Annotated in this window: 15 protein-coding genes and 1 pseudogene; 10 read left to right on the top strand and 6 right to left on the bottom strand. The window is 66.2% G+C overall.

Translation table 11 applies throughout. The annotated features are described in order from the left end of the window. Positions 1-38: 38 nt before the first annotated feature. Positions 39-389 (bottom strand): hypothetical protein, encoded by a 351-nt coding sequence (locus AB0876_RS02285; protein ID WP_491837391.1) that lies wholly within the window; start codon positions 387-389, stop codon positions 39-41. A gap of 244 nt (positions 390-633) precedes the next feature. On the opposite strand from AB0876_RS02285, the pseudogene AB0876_RS02280 reads away from it, so the two are divergent. Next, a pseudogene (locus tag AB0876_RS02280) lies at positions 634-1668 on the top strand (YbfB/YjiJ family MFS transporter); the annotation flags it as partial. Positions 1669-1710: 42 nt separating this feature from the next. Here AB0876_RS02280 and AB0876_RS02275 read toward each other — a convergent pair. Together AB0876_RS02275 and AB0876_RS02270 are read right to left on the bottom strand one after the other, a co-directional pair. After that, entirely contained in the window at positions 1711-2643 is a 933-nt protein-coding gene (locus AB0876_RS02275; RefSeq protein ID WP_526041092.1) for a LysR family transcriptional regulator, read from the bottom strand. A gap of 64 nt (positions 2644-2707) precedes the next feature. Next, entirely contained in the window at positions 2708-3697 is a 990-nt protein-coding gene (locus AB0876_RS02270) for an LLM class F420-dependent oxidoreductase (protein WP_526041091.1), read from the bottom strand. Between the two features lie 147 nt (positions 3698-3844). Between AB0876_RS02270 and AB0876_RS02265 the strand changes: the two genes are divergently transcribed. The 6 genes from AB0876_RS02265 (at position 3845) to AB0876_RS02240 (ending at position 8703) form a co-directional block, all read left to right on the top strand. Further along, positions 3845-4270, top strand: a complete 426-nt coding sequence (locus AB0876_RS02265; RefSeq protein WP_055117588.1) for a pyridoxamine 5'-phosphate oxidase family protein — start codon at positions 3845-3847, stop codon at positions 4268-4270. Between the two features lie 4 nt (positions 4271-4274). Further along, the gene (locus AB0876_RS02260; protein ID WP_526041090.1) at positions 4275-4871 is read left to right on the top strand and encodes a class I SAM-dependent methyltransferase; all 597 of its coding nucleotides are present in this window, start codon (positions 4275-4277) and stop codon (positions 4869-4871) included. A gap of 141 nt (positions 4872-5012) precedes the next feature. After that, positions 5013-5837, top strand: a complete 825-nt coding sequence (locus AB0876_RS02255) for a type VII secretion target (protein ID WP_526041089.1) — start codon at positions 5013-5015, stop codon at positions 5835-5837. Positions 5838-5855: 18 nt separating this feature from the next. Continuing rightward, a complete protein-coding gene (locus tag AB0876_RS02250; protein WP_526041088.1) occupies positions 5856-6617 on the top strand; it encodes a hypothetical protein in 762 nt (253 codons plus the stop codon). Positions 6618-6629: 12 nt separating this feature from the next. After that, positions 6630-7973: a bifunctional WXG100 family type VII secretion target/C40 family peptidase gene (locus AB0876_RS02245; protein ID WP_491837384.1), complete on the top strand. Its 1344-nt coding sequence runs from the start codon at positions 6630-6632 to the stop codon at positions 7971-7973. 148 nt (positions 7974-8121) lie between these two features. Continuing rightward, positions 8122-8703 carry a hypothetical protein gene (locus AB0876_RS02240; RefSeq protein ID WP_526041087.1) on the top strand — a complete coding sequence of 194 codons (582 nt, stop codon included), beginning with the start codon at positions 8122-8124 and terminating at the stop codon, positions 8701-8703. Between the two features lies 1 nt (position 8704). On the opposite strand, the gene AB0876_RS02235 is transcribed toward AB0876_RS02240, so the two are convergent. Continuing rightward, positions 8705-9250, bottom strand: a complete 546-nt coding sequence (locus AB0876_RS02235) for a TetR/AcrR family transcriptional regulator (protein WP_491837382.1) — start codon at positions 9248-9250, stop codon at positions 8705-8707. A 76-nt stretch (positions 9251-9326) separates the two neighbouring features. On the opposite strand from AB0876_RS02235, the gene AB0876_RS02230 reads away from it, so the two are divergent. From AB0876_RS02230 to AB0876_RS02220, 3 genes are read left to right on the top strand one after another with little or no spacing between them, the layout of a single operon-like run. After that, on the top strand, positions 9327-10532 hold the full coding sequence (locus AB0876_RS02230; protein ID WP_526041086.1) for an FAD-dependent oxidoreductase: 1206 nt from the start codon (positions 9327-9329) through the stop codon (positions 10530-10532). Positions 10533-10558: 26 nt separating this feature from the next. Beyond that, positions 10559-10981 (top strand): PPOX class F420-dependent oxidoreductase, encoded by a 423-nt coding sequence (locus AB0876_RS02225; RefSeq protein WP_526041085.1) that lies wholly within the window; start codon positions 10559-10561, stop codon positions 10979-10981. Between the two features lie 11 nt (positions 10982-10992). Further along, positions 10993-11439, top strand: coding sequence for a TIGR03618 family F420-dependent PPOX class oxidoreductase (locus AB0876_RS02220; protein ID WP_526041084.1), 447 nt, complete (start codon positions 10993-10995; stop codon positions 11437-11439). Positions 11440-11448: 9 nt separating this feature from the next. Here AB0876_RS02220 and AB0876_RS02215 read toward each other — a convergent pair whose 3' ends face one another. Beyond that, on the bottom strand, positions 11449-13272 hold the full coding sequence (locus AB0876_RS02215; RefSeq protein WP_526041083.1) for a S9 family peptidase: 1824 nt from the start codon (positions 13270-13272) through the stop codon (positions 11449-11451). A 103-nt stretch (positions 13273-13375) separates the two neighbouring features. After that, the gene (locus AB0876_RS02210; protein ID WP_526041082.1) at positions 13376-15535 is read right to left on the bottom strand and encodes a 3-hydroxyacyl-CoA dehydrogenase NAD-binding domain-containing protein; all 2160 of its coding nucleotides are present in this window, start codon (positions 15533-15535) and stop codon (positions 13376-13378) included. Position 15536: the final 1 nt, after the last annotated feature.

Below are 15536 nucleotides of genomic sequence, written 5' to 3'. Positions count from 1 at the left end.
CCGACGGCGCCGGCACGTCCTGAGCGCACCCGCGGAATTCAAATCACGCGGAGTGAATCTCCCTCGTAACCGAACCGGCACCGAAGTTGGACGAGCAACCGCTCGGCCTCGGCGATGCGTCCGTGCAGCCGGACCAGCGCTTCGGGCATCGGCGCCTCGGCCACCCGGCTGCGTTCCCGAAGCCGCCGCCACCGCAGTTCGGTCGCGGCGAGAAGGTCCCGAAGCTCGGCGATTTCGCCGATCAGAATGTCCTCGAACAGGCGCGATTGGGCGACGTCAGCGCTGTGCACGGGCCGGGAACAGTCAATCGGGGTGGCCACGCGGGAAGCCATGCGCGGCAAGGGGTTGAGCACCGCGGCCACATCGGCCCCGACTGTTGGGGCGGACACGCTTCCGCTCCCGAACTCCCGTGATATCAGCGTCACGTGGGGATCATGGAACACATCACGGCGCCGATCCACCGCACGTTTCACCCGACATACCTTTTGCGGCCATCTGCCAGTCACGCGATGTACGTTTGACGACCTTTTCCGCGCGGCCGCCGTCAATGGACCAGCAGTGGGAGGTTGGGCCTCACAGCTGTAAGGCGATGACACGTGGCAGGTGCGGCCGCACCTGGGACACCATGACGCAATGCCCACCGCCCCCTGGATGCACGTCGCCCGTACGGCCGCTGTGCTGGCCGCCGCGATGGGGATCGGACGTTTCGTCTACACCCCGATCCTGCCGCTGATGACCGCGCAGGCCGGACTCAGCCCGCAGACGGCCGGACACCTGGCCACCGCCAACTACATCGGCTATCTGGTGGGTGCGGTCGCCGGAGCGTTCTCACCCCGGCTGTCCCGTTCGATGTCGGCGTGCCGGGTCTCGCTCATCGTGTTGGTGGTCAGCCTGGCAGCAATGCCGTTGACCGACAATGCCGCCGGCTGGATGGTGCTGCGGCTGGCCGCCGGCGTGGCCAGCGCCCTGGTGTTCGTGATCGCCATCAACACGGTGCTGGACCATCTCCACGGACACCCTGCCCATCTGCCCGGCTGGGCGTTCGGCGGAGTCGGCATCGGGATCGCCCTGTCGGCCGCCCTGGTGTTCGGCCTGCCGCCCCGGGCGGGATGGCAGGGTGCGTGGTGGCTGGCCGCCGGGTGCACCGCGGCGTTGAGCGTGGCCGCGTGGTTCATCCGCCCGGGCACCACCCCGAGCGACGGGAAAGCCCACGCCGACCACCGCAAAACCGCCCGGCGCCCCTTCGCCCTGCTCTTCGGTAGCTACACCTTGGAGGGCATCGGCTACATCATCGCCGGAACTTTTCTGGTGGCTGCCATCTCACAGCACTCGCCGGGCCGGCTGGGCACTGCCGCCTGGCTGGTGGTGGGACTGGCCGCGATACCGTCAGCCGCGTTGTGGGCGCGGCTGAGTTCCCGCTTCTCGCATCCGGTGCTGCTCACCGGGGCATTGCTGTTGCAGGCCGGCGGAATCGGGCTGGCCTGCACCGGAAGCGGCGTCGCGGCCGTCCTCGGTGCGGTTCTGTTCGGCGGGACCTTCATCGGAATCAGCACGCTGGCGCTGGCGGCGGGGCGGCAGCTGCAGTTCCCGGGCGCGGTGGCGCTGCTGACCGCTGGTTACTCCGTCGGCCAGATCCTCGGGCCGGTGGCGGTTTCACCCTTGGTTCACAACGGGTTTCGGGCCGCACTCGGCGTCGGGGCCGTCGTGGTGCTACTCGCCGCGGTGACCGCGATCGCGATACGGGTCGTCGGCGGGCAGCCAGACTCCCTGATTGCGGACACCCAAGTCCCCGACGTCGCGGGTGAACGCGTCGATCACGGCCCGGACGGCCGCACTGTCCTCGTCGCGGCGCCAGACCAATGACCACGTCCACAGCGGCACCGGGTCCAGCACCGGACGGCGGACCAGGTCCTTGGGCAGCGCCGCATTCTGCCCCTTGGGGTTGTTGAGCACCGGTCGCCGCAGTTCACGGACGTGTTCGAAGAAGGTCGGCCCGGTCACGCCGCCGTCGTCGGTGCGCATGACGCGCGCCTCGGTGTCGGCAGCGAACTGTTCCCCGTATCGGTTCCACGAGGACCAGCTCGCGGCGTCGGCATCCACCAGCACCAACACGTCGGCGGCGTTCACCGGCGTAACGTCCGATCCGGTGGACAGCGCGTACAGCCGGTCGACACCCATCAACCGGGCATCGAGTCCCAATGCGTCGAGGTCGGAATTCTGCACCCAGCAGATCGCCAGGTCCAGGGTGCCGTCGGCGACCCGCGCTGCCTGCGCATGCGACGGCATCACCCAGGTGTCCACCCGCAACCGGGCCGCCCCGGCGGCTCGCTCGGCCAAATCAGTCGGGCGCCAGTTCACATACCCGATCCGCACCGGCTCGGACATCGCCAAACCTTGTGCCCGCCCGCGTAGTTCGTCGGCCTGCTGGATCAGGTCCCGGGCGCCGGGCAGCAGTGCGACACCGGCCTGGGTCAGCGCAACTGAGCGCCGGTCACGGTCGAACAGCTGCACCTTGAGGTCGCGCTCCAGTGCCTTGATCTGCTGGGACAACGACGGTCCGGCGATGCGCAGCCGCTCGGCGGCACGGCCGAAGTTCAGCTCCTCGGCGACGGTCACGAAGTACCGCAACTGACGCAGTTCCACCGTTCGAGCCTATTAGGCGAAACCTCCCGGCATCGAGCTAACCCGGCACATCGCGTTCCATCAGTCAGCCCAGCGCAGGGATGACCTCACGCTCGAACAACTCGATACCGGACCGGTCGTACGCAGCCTCGGGGAAGTAGAGAATGGCGTACTCACATCCGAGGTCGCGCAACCGCTTGAGTTTCTCGATGACCTGTTCGGGTGTGCCACTTGCCGATTCGGGTGCCGTGACGTTTGCCAGCATGGCATCGACGACGGCCTCTCCGGCCACCGGGACCTGCCGGGCCCGCAACCGCGCGACGCGTTCGGCGACGTCGGCCTCGGACTCGCCGATGACGGCGTTGAAGTTCGCCGATCGCACGATCGCGGCGTAATCGGTGCCGACGTCGCGGCAGTGCCCGGCGAGCACCTCGGACTTGTGCGCGAATCCCTCGGGTTCGGAGGTGAAGTTGGTGTACTGCGCATACTTGGCCGCGATGCGCAGCGTGACCTTCTCCCCACCACCGGCAATCCACATCGGAATGCCGTTGTCCTGCAGTGGCTTCGGGGCCACAATGGCGCCGTCGACCTGATAGTGCTTGCCGTCGAAGCTGACCCGCCCGTCCCGCCAGGCGTCACGCATGATCTGCACGCCCTCGTCGAGCCGGCCCAGCCGCACCCCGGCCGACGGGAATCCGTAGCCGTACGCACGCCACTCGTGCTCGTACCAGCCGCCACCGATACCCATCTGCACACGGCCACCCGAGATGATGTCGGTGGTGGCGGCGACCTTCGCCAGGTAGGCGGGGTTGCGGTAGGACATCGCGGTGCACATCTGGCCGAGTTTGATGCGCGACGTCGTCGCCGCGTACGCGGCCATCAGCGACCACGCCTCATGGGTGGCCTCGTCGGTCGGCACCGGAACGGTATGGAAGTGGTCGTACACCCACAGCGAGTCCCAGGCGCCTGCGTCGGCGTAAGTAGCCAGGCCACGCATCACCGACCAGTGGTTTTCGGTGGGAATGTCGACGAGATCGAGACGCCAGCCCTGCGGGATGAAGAGTCCAAAGCGCATGGATCCCGACTTTACGACTCCAGGCGCCCAGTGACCAGTGCTCGCACGCAATTTGGCCAGGACCGGGTAAAACTGGCCGCCGAGCGTCCGCTATCAGCTGAAAACGTTGTCGGGCAAGTTTTTTCAAACTCGGTCTAGGCTGTCAACATGCCCCTTTCCAAGGATGAACGCGAGCAGTTTCTGGCCGAACCGCACATCGCCGCATTGTCGGTGTACGCAGGCGACAAGCGCGGTCCGCTGACCGTCCCGATCTGGTACCAGTACACCCCCGGCGGGCAGCCATGGCTGCTGACCGGCACCGGATCCCGCAAGCACCGGCTGATCGAGGCGGCCGGCCATCTGAGCTTGATGGTCGAGCGGCTCGAGCCGACGGTGCGCTATGTGGCCGTCGACGGCGCCGTCGACCGCATCGAACCCGGCACCGACGAGCAACTCGTCGAGATGACCAAGCGCTACCTGGCCCCCGAGAAGGTGGAGCCGTACCTGGAGTTCGCCCGCCGCGAGCAGGGCGACAGCGTGGCAGTGTTCCTCAAGCCCGAGCACTGGCTGTCCTCCGACCTGGGTTCGCTCTAGCTCGGTGAGTTCGCGCCAACGTTTGTTCCGGTGGCTGTACCGGGTGGGGTTCACCCCCTGGGACGGCCACCCGTTGGCGCACAGCCTGATGTCGATCGTCGACGGCACCACACACGCGTTGTCGCCTCCCGGGACCGCGCTCGACGTGGGCTGCGGCACCGGGGACAACGCGGTGTACCTGGCCAGACACGGCTGGCGGGTCACCGGTGTGGACTACGTGGCCAAACCGCTGAAGAAGGCCCGCGCCAAGGCCGCCGGGCTCCCCGTGGTCTTTGCCAAAGCTGATGTGACACAACTGAGTTGGTCAGGCATCGGAGGCGGCTTCGATCTCATCGTCGACAGTGGCTGCCTGCACGGCATGAACGCCCAGGACCGGGACGCCTACGTCCGGGAGGTCAGTGCAGTGGCCGCCCCCGATGCACAGCTGCTGATCGTGGCGTTCATCCCGGGCGCATCCATGGGTGTGCCCGGGATCGGGTTCGACGAAGTGCTCCGACGCTTCAGCACGGGCTGGACGCTGCTGTCCAGCGGCGACGAGCTGGCGATGGACCACAACGGGGCGAACGCAGCGCGGTTCTATCTGTTCCGCCGCACCGCATAAGGTCACCCAAGACCAGACCGCGATACAGCCGGCGGCCACAATCCGCAGCGTTCCGCAGTAAATCCACAGCTACTTCACAGGCGTTCTGCCGCAACGGAATTCGTGTCATAACCGGCCCCGCAGTGCCATTAGGCTTCCGATATGACCTCGCCGCTGCGCGTGAATCCCGCCACTCTCCGATCGGCCGCGAGCGATTTCGACCACCTGGGCACCGACAGCGCCGGCACCGGTACCGATCTGCAATTCTCCGCACTGCCCGCCCAACTTCCCGGTTTGAGCAGCGGTGACGCCTGCCAACAGGCCGGAACCGCCGTTGACACGGCCTGCCGGCGGGTTGCCGACCAGTACGCCAAACTCTCGACCAATCTGAACTCTGCAGCCGACACCTACGAGCAGACCGACGCCGAACTCGGCAAGAAGGTGAAGAAGGCCGGTGAGGGCACGGGTGGGCCGGACGACGGAGGCGACGGCACCACTCCCCCACCGGCGGCCCAACACGGGCCCGAGGCCATTCCGGTGGATCAGGTGACTTACGACAAGGGGTCGTGGCCAGCGGGCCAGGACGCCACCCGCACCTACATCAACCAGGCGTTGGACCAACGCGGCGTCACCGATCCCGCGGCCAGGCAACGCTGGATGGACGCCTACCTGACCTTGACCGAGCACGAATCGTCCTACAACCCGATGTCGGTCAATGACTGGGACGTCAACGCGAAACCGCCGAACTCGACCTACAACGTGTCCGACGGCTACGGCAACGGGTGCTCACGCGGACTCGCCCAATGCGTCCCGGGAACCTTCGCGCAGTACCACCAGCCTGGGACGTCGAACAATATCTACGATCCAGCCGCCAACATCGCCGCGTCGATGAATTATCTGGTCGGGGAGTACGGCGTGACTCCCGACGGATCCGACATCCGGGCGAAGATTCCGCAGACGAATCCCGGCACCCATCAGGGCTACTGACCGATGACAGGAGAATTGGTGAAGCTCACGCGCGCAGTCTCGATCGTCCTGACCGCAGGCGCCATGGTGGCGGGGCTGACGGCATGTCAGAACACCCCGGTCGTCGGTACCCCCAGCGCCGACGGCTCTTCCGCGACCACTGGCATGGCGCACCCTGCGCCGAGTCCTTCGGCCAGTCCGGTGTCGACGACGGCACCGAACGCCACGGCCGCGCCTTCCGCCGCATGGGTCCACTCCAACCGCCTGCCACTCAACGACTCTCAGCACTGGCCGGATCTGGCTGATTCGACACAACCCCTGGGCAACAACACTTTTCAGATCGACAGCCTCTGCGGGGGCTCACCGGCGCAACTCGGCGGCGGCGACAATGCGCGCTCCCTCATCGATCGTGGCGACAACAACTGGTCGGTTCAACAGGTGATCGTGCACTATCCCGGCGATCCGTGGACCATGAGCCAGACCGCGCACGCGTTGTTCACCACCGTGCAGAACACGCTGGCCGGATGTCAGTCAGCATCGCCGACAGCACAAGTGACCATGACAACTCCGAAGCAGTTCTGCCCCAGCGTGCAACGCGGTGGCTGCAATCAGGTGGCAGCCGAAATTCGCCTGCCGGACAAGCACATAACGGCACATCTGTATCTCGCGGTCGTCGGAAGCACGGTGACCGAACTGAGCCTGTGGTCCACCGGAACACCCACCGCACAGTGGCCGGCATCTGCCGATGAGGACGTGTTCGCCGCCATGAACCCGCAGCTGTGCTCGGTGTGGGAATGCTGAGGAACTGACACCATGACGATGACCATCTCGGGGGTGAGCAATTCTCACCCTGAGCAGTTGATCGACGCCGGGCGCCGTGCGGCGGACTCCGCCGGCAAGGTGTCCCAGCAGATCGCCGAGGGGCACGGCACCCTGAAACGCCTGGACGACGGGTGGAAGGGCTCGGCCGCCGATGCCGCAAATGCCAGCGCAAACCGCACTTTCACCGATCAGCAGAAGGTGGCCGACACGCTGCAGCGGCTGCAATCGGTGCTCGGCGACGGCGGGAGCCAGTTGTCGGGGACCAAGAACAGCGTCACCGCAGGGGTGGACACCCTCAAACAGCAAGGCTTTCAAATAGCCGACGACGGCACAGTATCCGTCCGGCCCGACAGCGCACTGGACGTGATGTCGAAGAAGAACCCCGTCATCGCCATGCAGCTGCGCCAACTCACCGCCGCCAACTCGGTGAAGCTCAAGACCTTGCTGGCCCAATTCGACAGCCAGGACCGCGAACTCGCCGACGCGATACGCAAGGCCACTGACGGCCTGAACCACGCCGAGGACAAACCCAAGGACCCGAACACCCCGCAGCCACCCCCTCCCGACCAGCCGAAGCCCACGACCGACGACACCAATGGGCCCGTTCCCGGTCCGGACGCCAAACCGGGTGACCCCGGGTACAAGGTGCCCCACGCCCCCGGCGACCCAGCTGACTACCCGCCGGAGCCCGGCTGGAAGACCGATGCGAAGGGTATGACGAACCCGCCCGGGTTCCCGCCCCAACCGCCGGGCGAGGCGCGCGACCAGAACTGGCGTGATTACCTCAACGGTAAGAACGGCGACGGAACCCAACGTCCGTCGGGACAGCCCCCCGCCGCATTCCCGCTGCCTGAGGCGGTCACCGACAAGAAACTCAAGATCGTCGGAGCGGCAGAGAACCAGCAGGGCACCCGCTATGTGTGGGGCGGCGGAAGCAAGGACGGCACGACGCAGGGACAGGATGGCCCGGACGAGGCACACACCCGTCAGGACTGGAAGTACAAGGGATTCGATTGCAGCGGCCTTTCCGAATATGCGATCTACCAGGCCACCGGGTACGACCCCGGCAAAGGCACCTCGGTGCAGTACGGGAACATGACCGAGGGCGCCGGGGCGTTCGGATCAGTGGTGCAGACCGGGCCCAAGCTGGATACCTCACAGCTGCAGCCCGGCGACGTCATCTACTACGACGGCGGCCAGGGTGTCGCGGGCGCGCACGTCGCGATCTACATGGGTAACGGCGTCACGGTGGAGACCAGTGAGTCCGGCACACCCGCACACTCACAGGCAGTGACAACGTCCGACGGCACCGTCCGCGTCGTGCGGCCCAACTGATTTACCGGACCGCCTCGTTTCAATTAGGTTCAGCATCAACAATACTCGGAAGAGAACCATGAAAACTGTCACCGTTTCCACACTGTGTGCGACCATTCTCTTCATGAGCGCCTGCTCATCGCAGCACCCCTCACCAACGGCGTCATCGGTGTCCACGCCAGGTGCAGCTGTCACTGCGACGCCCGTCGACACCACGACAACCCCGATCAAGCCGGCCGCGCTCGTACTCAGTGTCGACGAAATCAATGCGGTGATACGGCAAGCCGACCCCGACGGAACGCAGTTCAGCAGAGCCGATCCTGCCGAGACCACACCTCGGAATCCAGCGGAATACCCAAGCGGCGCGGATGATCCGTGCAACCGGGTAGCGCCCATCGACTTCGCGGGAGCAGCACCCGTCCCCGTTGACTTCGTGGCGGTGCCGATGTTTGCCCCACGACAGAAGTCGCTGACACAGGCGATCGCCGTCTACGACAGCGCCGCGAGCGCTCAGAAGGTGTTCGTCCGGATCGGCAGCGATATCTCGGCGTGCGCTGGCACCCCGAGTACGGACAAGACCTATGCGCTGATCCCAGGAACATCGAGCGCAGAGACAATCCGATACACCCGAGGGAGCCTGGAAACCACCGAATACCGGCTGGCAGGCGCCGCGATCGTCGGCACTTCCTCGACGGCACCGGCGGCCGTCGTCACCGCAGTCGTCGACAAGCTCGTCGGCAAGCTCGGCTGATTCACAACCCGAGCGCGGCCATCGCCCCGTCGACGGTTGCGGTGCGCAGCTGATCTCCGGGGACGTCGGGGAACTGCAGGCAGCAGTCCTGCAGGCCGCCGAAGGCGATGACTGCGCGGGTGGATTGTTCGAGAGTCGGCTTGCGGCCGAACACCAGCACCCCGAGCCGGGCGCGCCAGGCCAGCAGTTGGTCGATCAATCCCAGATCGACCAACGTGGTCAGCTCGGAAACGATCAGGATGAGATCGGCGCGGTGCCGGTAGTGAAAGTCGAAGTAGCCCTCCAGAAGTTCCCGAGCTGAGGCCCGGGCGGCTCCGCGCTTGCGTTCCTGCTCGGCGATGAAGGCCTCGCCCTCGTCGATGAGGGGCTGCAGAATGCTGCGGACCAGGTCCTCGCGTGACCGGAAGTGGTAGTACAAGGCCGGTTTGGTGATGCCGAGGCGGTCGGCGATGTCCTGCAGACTGGTGCGCACCACGCCCTTCTCGGCGAACAGTTCACGCGCCACGTCTTGGATGCGCTGGCGGGTATCCAATGCAGGCTTGGCCACGTAGCCACCCTAACTTACTTAACGATCGGTAAGCTGACGAACGAAGTACTTACCGACCGTTAAGTAAGGAGGCATCGTGAAGGTACTCATCTCCGGCGCCAGCATCGCCGGGCCGGTTCTCGCCTACTGGCTGTCACGGCATGGATTCGACGTCACCGTGGTGGAACGCTCACCCGCGCTGCGCAAAACCGGTGGCCACGCCGTCGACCTGTTCCGGCCCGCCATGGAGATCTCCGAACGCATGGGCGTGCTGTCCGACATCGAGGCGCACGCCACCGGCACCACCGAGATGCTCATCCATCGGCCAGGCACATCGCGCCCCGCCCGTCTGGACTACCTGAAGATCATCGGCGCCATGTCCGACCGGCACGTCGAGATCATGCGGGACGACCTCAGCGAGATCTACTTCAACGCGAGCCGCGACGACGTCGAATACCTCTTCGGCGACACCATCACCTCGATCTCACCCGACGGGAGCGTAACTTTCGAGCACAACGCACCCCGGCGCTTCGACGTGGTGGTGGGAGCCGACGGGCTGCACTCCGGTGTGCGCCGTCTGACGTTCGGCGACAACGTTTCCGAGAGATTCCTCGGCGGCTACCTGTCGGTGGTGTCGGTGCCGAAGGACCTGGCCCGCGACGGCGAGATGACCGGGTATTTCAAGCCCGGCCACATGGCAGGCATCTACACCGCCGACCATCTCGATGATGCCCGCGCGGTGTTCATCTTCCGCCCGGGTCAACGGCTGGATTACGACTACCGCGACGTGGAACGTCAAAAGGCGCAACTTTGCGCCGCATTCGCGCAGACGGCGCCCGAGGTTGACCGCTGGCTCGACGAGGTGCCCCGGACGCCGACGTTCTACTTCGACGCCATCACGCAGCTGCAGATGACGACGTGGTCGCGGGGCCGGGTGACTCTCGTCGGCGATGCGGGCTACTGTCCCGGCCCGGCGGTCGGAGGCAGCACCAGCCTGGCGGTGTACGGCGCGTATGTCCTGGCCGCCGCGATGGTCCGGGCCGGCGACGATTACGCCGCGGCATTCGCCGCGTATGAACGCACGATGCTCCCGCCGGTCGAAGGCAGCCGAAAGCTGGCAGCCGTCAACGCGAAAACCGTGGTGCCCATGACCGGTTGGGGCATTCGCGCGTTGGTGGGCGCCGGTCGGTTGATCTCGGCGCTGCCACTGGGCGTGACCCAGGCGCTGGCCCGGCTCAACGATAAGGGCGTGCGGCTGTACGACACGATGCCGCTGCCCGCCTGGCCGGCCACCCTTCCCTGATCACCGCGCGGGCGTAGCGTGGCCACATGGCCGGACTTTCCGACGACGTCATCGCGTTCCTGTCCGAAGGCACCCGCACCGCTGTGCTGGGTTGGGTTGCAGCCGACGGCCGCCCCTTGGCCGCGCCCGTGTGGTTCGTGGTGGACGACGGCGCGCTCGTCTTCAACACCGGCAAGGACACCGCCAAGGGGCGGGCGCTGGCCCGGGATTCGCGGGTGGTGCTGTGTATCCATGACGACGCCCCGCCGTTCGCGTTCGTTCAGGTGCAGGGCGTGGCGTCGATCAGCGAGGATCCCGACGAACTTCTCGACATCGCCACCCGCACCGGCGGCCGCTACATGGGCGCCGAGCGCGCCGAGGAATTCGGCCGGCGCAACGGGGTTCCCGGAGAACTCGTGGTGCGGGTCGAACCGACGAAAGTCCATGCCGCATTCGACGTGGCGGACTGAAGGGAGGCACCGTGGCCGAGGTTTCCGAGTTCGCCGAGATGTTGTCCCGTGACCACGGGCTGTGTGTGCTGAGCACGCTGCGTCGCGATGGCAGCATCCAGTCCTCGGTGGTGAATGCCGGCGTGATGGCACACCCGAACACCGGCGATCCCGTCGTCGCTCTCGTCGCCGTCGGCGGAGCGCGCAAGCTGCAGCACCTGCGCGCCGATCCCCGCGCCACCGTCGTCGCCCGCGCGGGCTGGCAGTGGGTGACGGTCGAGGGCACGGCCGAGATCATCGGACCGGACGACCCCGATCCCGGCACCGACGCCGAGGCGTTGCGGCTGCTCTTGCGTGCCATCTTCGAAGCCGCGGGCGGCACTCACGACGACTGGGACACCTACGACCGTGTCATGCGCGAGGAGCGTCGCACCGCGGTGCTGATCTCTCCCACCCGGGTGTACTCGAACCCTGGCTGACGAGTCAGCTCACTCCGCGCGGCCACCCAGGTGCTTGGCCAGGAAACGGTCGGCGCGGTGGTAGAAGTCCAGCCGGTTCTCCGGCTTGGCGAAGCCGTGTCCCTCGTTCTCGTACATCACGTATTCGTGGTCGATGCCGTGCTCGGCCATCGCCGCCACGATCTGCTCGGATTCGGCCCGCTTGACCCTGGGGTCGTTCTCCCCCTGCGCGATCAGCATCGGGATCTTGATCGCGTCCACCCGGGACAGCGGCGAACGGGACCACAGGAAGTCGGGATCATCCCCAACTCGCTTGTGCCACAACTGGATCATCGGCTTCCAGTACTCCGGGAACGATGCGATCAGGGTGTTCAGGTTGGACGGACCGACCATCGAGACCGCGCAGGCAAACACGTCCGGCGTGAACGTCGCCCCGATCAGTGCCGCATAACCCCCGTAGGAGCCGCCGTAGATGGCGACCCGCTTGGCGTCGATGTAGCCCTTGCCCACCAGATGGTCGACGGCGTCGAGCAGGTCGTCGTGCATCTTGGCGCCCCACTCGCGGTTGCCCGCGTTGAGGAACTCCTTGCCGTAGCCGGCGGACCCGCGAAAGTTGACCGACACGACGACGTATCCGCGGTTGGCCAGCCACTGGGCCTCGGGGTCGAAGCCCCAGCCGACGCGGGCCCACGGCCCGCCGTGCACGCTGAGCACGGCGGGTAACCCGGAGCGCTCCACGCCGGGCGGAAACGACAGATAGCCGTGCACCGTCAGGCCGTCACGGGAGGTGAAGCTGAACGGCTCCATCGGCACCAACGGGTAGTCGTTGAGCTCCGGGCGATGATCGAACAGGAACGTCGGGGTCTGCGAAACCCGGTCCCACGAGTAGAACTTCACCGGCCCGGCATCCTGATCGAAGGCAACGAGCCAGGTGCCGTCGTCGTGGCTGCGGTCGGTGATCGACAGGTCGCCCGGGCTCACCCGCATGAGTGCCTCGATGTCGCCGCGAATCGACTCGTCGAAGATGCGGTATTCCAACCGTTCGCCGTACACGGTCGCGGCCTGGACCTCACGGGTGTCCGGGTGCAAGACCACGTTGCTGACGTCGTACACCGGATCCTCGGCCAGCACCTCGACGGCCCCGGTCGCGATGTCCATCGTCACCAGTCGGGTGGTGTTCGAGCCGACCGACAGCAGCAGGTACATCGCCGTGCCGTCGCCGTTGAAGGCGAGCGGAGCCGTCGTCTCGGCATCCTCGGGCGCAACGTCCAACAGGGTTCGCCAGTCAGAGTTTTCGTCGTCGCGCACCAGGATCGTCATCCCGCCCTCGGCGGTCGGCTGCATCGCGCCGCGGACCCGCAGATCGTCGTCGACCAGCCAGCCCACGAAACCGGGGTTCTCCACCACCTTGCGCAACTCCCCGGTGGTCAGATCGAGGTGGTAGACGTCGTGCAGTTGCGGGTTGTCCTTGTTGATCCCGACCAGCACATCGTTCGGAAACTTCTTGGGAAGTCTGATGATTCGGCACTGCACATCATCGAACGGGGTGAGGTCACGTTCGACACCGGCTTCCACGTCGACGTCGTAGAGCCGGAAGTTCTCACTTCCGTCGCGGTCGCGCACATAGAGGATGTGCCGGTTGTCGTGCGCCCACACATAGTTGGCGATCCCCCGGTCGGTGTCGTGCGTGACCGGCCGGTCGTCACCCGCCCCGATGACGCCGACGAACACGTTGAGCACGCCGTCGAGCGGAGCCACGTACGACAGCCGCGTCCCGTCCGGTGAGATCTGTGCGCCCGCACGCTCCGGATTGCCCAGCAGCACTTCGAGCGGGATCAGCGTCGCGTCCGCCATTACGTCCCCTTGTCGTCGGTATTTCTCAATACTGCCGCACCGTGGGCCGGCCACCAGACGCAAAAGCCCCCGACTTGCGTCGGGGGCTTCTGACGTTTGGTGCTTAGCTCTCCAGCGAGGCCGGGGGCAGGAAGCGGTCGCCGTACTTGGCGGCCAGTTCCTTGGCGCGGGCGACGAACGCCGCCTTGCCGACTCCACCGGCACCCTGGTAGCCGACGATGAACTGGGCCGAACCACCGGTGTACGGCGGGAAGCCGATACCCATGATCGAGCCGATGTTCGCGTCAGCGGTCGAGGTGAGAACGCCCTCGTCGATGCACTTCTGGGTCTCCAGCGCCTCGGCGAACAGCATGCGGTCGATCATGTCCTGCAGCGGCAGCTCCACCGAACCCGAGTTGAAGGTCTCCTTCAGCCCCGGCCACAGACCGACGCGCTTGCCGTCGACGTACTCGTAGAAGCCCGCGCCCTTCAGACGCGACGGGCGACCGAGCTCGATCATCTTCTCGACGACGACCTCGTTCATCTGCTTCTCGTAGGTGCCGCCGGCAGCTTCGATGCCTTCCTTGGTGGCAACAGCGATCTTGTGCATGAGCTCCAGGTTCAGCTCATCCGACAGCTGCAGCGGCGCCGCCGGGTAACCGGCCTGCGAACCCGCCTGCTCGATCGACGCGGGCTCGACGCCCTCGCCCAGCATCGCCAGCGCCTCGTTGACGAAGGTGCCGATCACACGCGAGGTGAAGAAGCCGCGGCTGTCGTTGACCACGATCGGGGTCTTGCGGATCGCGAGGGTGTAGTCGAACACCCGGGCCAGGGCCTCGTCAGAGGTCTTCTCACCCTTGATGATCTCCACCAGCGGCATCTTGTCGACCGGCGAGAAGAAGTGGATCCCGATGAAGTCCTCCTGGCGCTTCACGCCGGTCGCCAGACCGGTGATCGGCAGCGTGGAGGTGTTCGAGCCGAGCAGCGCGTTGGGCTCGACGATGTCCTCGATCTCCTGGAACACCTTGTGCTTGAGTTCCTGGTTCTCGAACACGGCCTCGATCACGAAGTCGACGCCCTTGAGATCCTGCGGATCGGCAGTCGGGGTGATCCTGGAAAGCAACTGAGCAGATCGATCTTCGGTGGTCTTGCCACGCTTGAGCGCCTTGGCCTCGATGCCCTCCGAGTACGCCTTGCCCTTGTCAGCGGCTTCCTGCGTGACGTCCTTGAGCACGACGTCGTAGCCGGCCTTGGCCGACACGTAGGCGATCCCGGCGCCCATCATGCCCGCGCCCAGCACACCGATCTTCTTGATCTCCTGCTTGGCGATGCCCTCGGGGCGCGACGCGCCGCCGTTGATGGCCTGCAGGTCCAGGAAGAACGCCTGAATCATGTTCTTGGCGGTCTGGCCGGTGACCAGCGAGACGAAGTAGCGGCTCTCGATGCGGCTGGCGGTGTCGAAGTCGACCTGCGCACCCTCGACAGCGGCGTCCAGGATGGCCCGCGGTGCCGGCATCGGGGCGCCCTTGAGCTGCTTCTTGAGCAGGGCCGGGAAGGACGGCAGGATCGCGGCGAGCGCCGGGCTGGACGGGGTGCCACCGGGAATCTTGTAGCCCTTGACGTCCCACGGCTGGGTGTGGGCCTCGGGGTTGGCCTTGATCCACGCCTTGGCGGCCGGAATCAGTTCGTCGACCGAACCGACGAGCTCGTCGACCAGGCCGGTGTCCTTGGCCTTGGCGGGGTTGAAGCGGGTGCCCTGCGAGAGGACCTCCATGAAGGCCTTCTGGATGCCGAACATGCGCACGGTGCGGGCCACGCCGCCACCGCCGGGCAGCAGGCCCAGGGTGACCTCGGGCAGACCGATCTGGCTGCCCTTGACGTCGGCGGCGATGCGGTGGTTGGTGGCCAGCGCGATCTCCAGGCCGCCGCCGAGCGCGGCGCCGTTGATGGCGGCCACGACGGGCTTGGGCAGGGTCTCCAGCTTGCGCAGGTCGGCCTTGATGGTCTCGACCATCTCGAACGCCTCGGCGGCGTCGTCCGGGCCGATGTTCATCATGCCCTTGAGGTCGCCACCGGCGAAGAAGGTCTTCTTCGCGCTGGTGATGACCACACCGGTGATCGAATCAGGGTCTTCTGCTACAAGCCGTGCTAGCTCTTCTACGGCGTTATGCATCGATACCTTGTAGTGCTCGTTCATCACGTTGGCCGAACCGGTCGGGTCGTCCAACGTCAGGGTGACGATGCCGTCGGCATCCTTGTCCCACTGAATGGTGTTCTCAGCCATT

Source organism: Mycobacterium sp. NPDC049093 (assembly GCF_040704635.1).
In the GTDB taxonomy this organism is placed as follows: domain Bacteria; phylum Actinomycetota; class Actinomycetes; order Mycobacteriales; family Mycobacteriaceae; genus Mycobacterium.
Note: the sequence above shows the minus strand (reverse complement) of the source record. Positions and strands in the feature narration are given on the sequence as shown.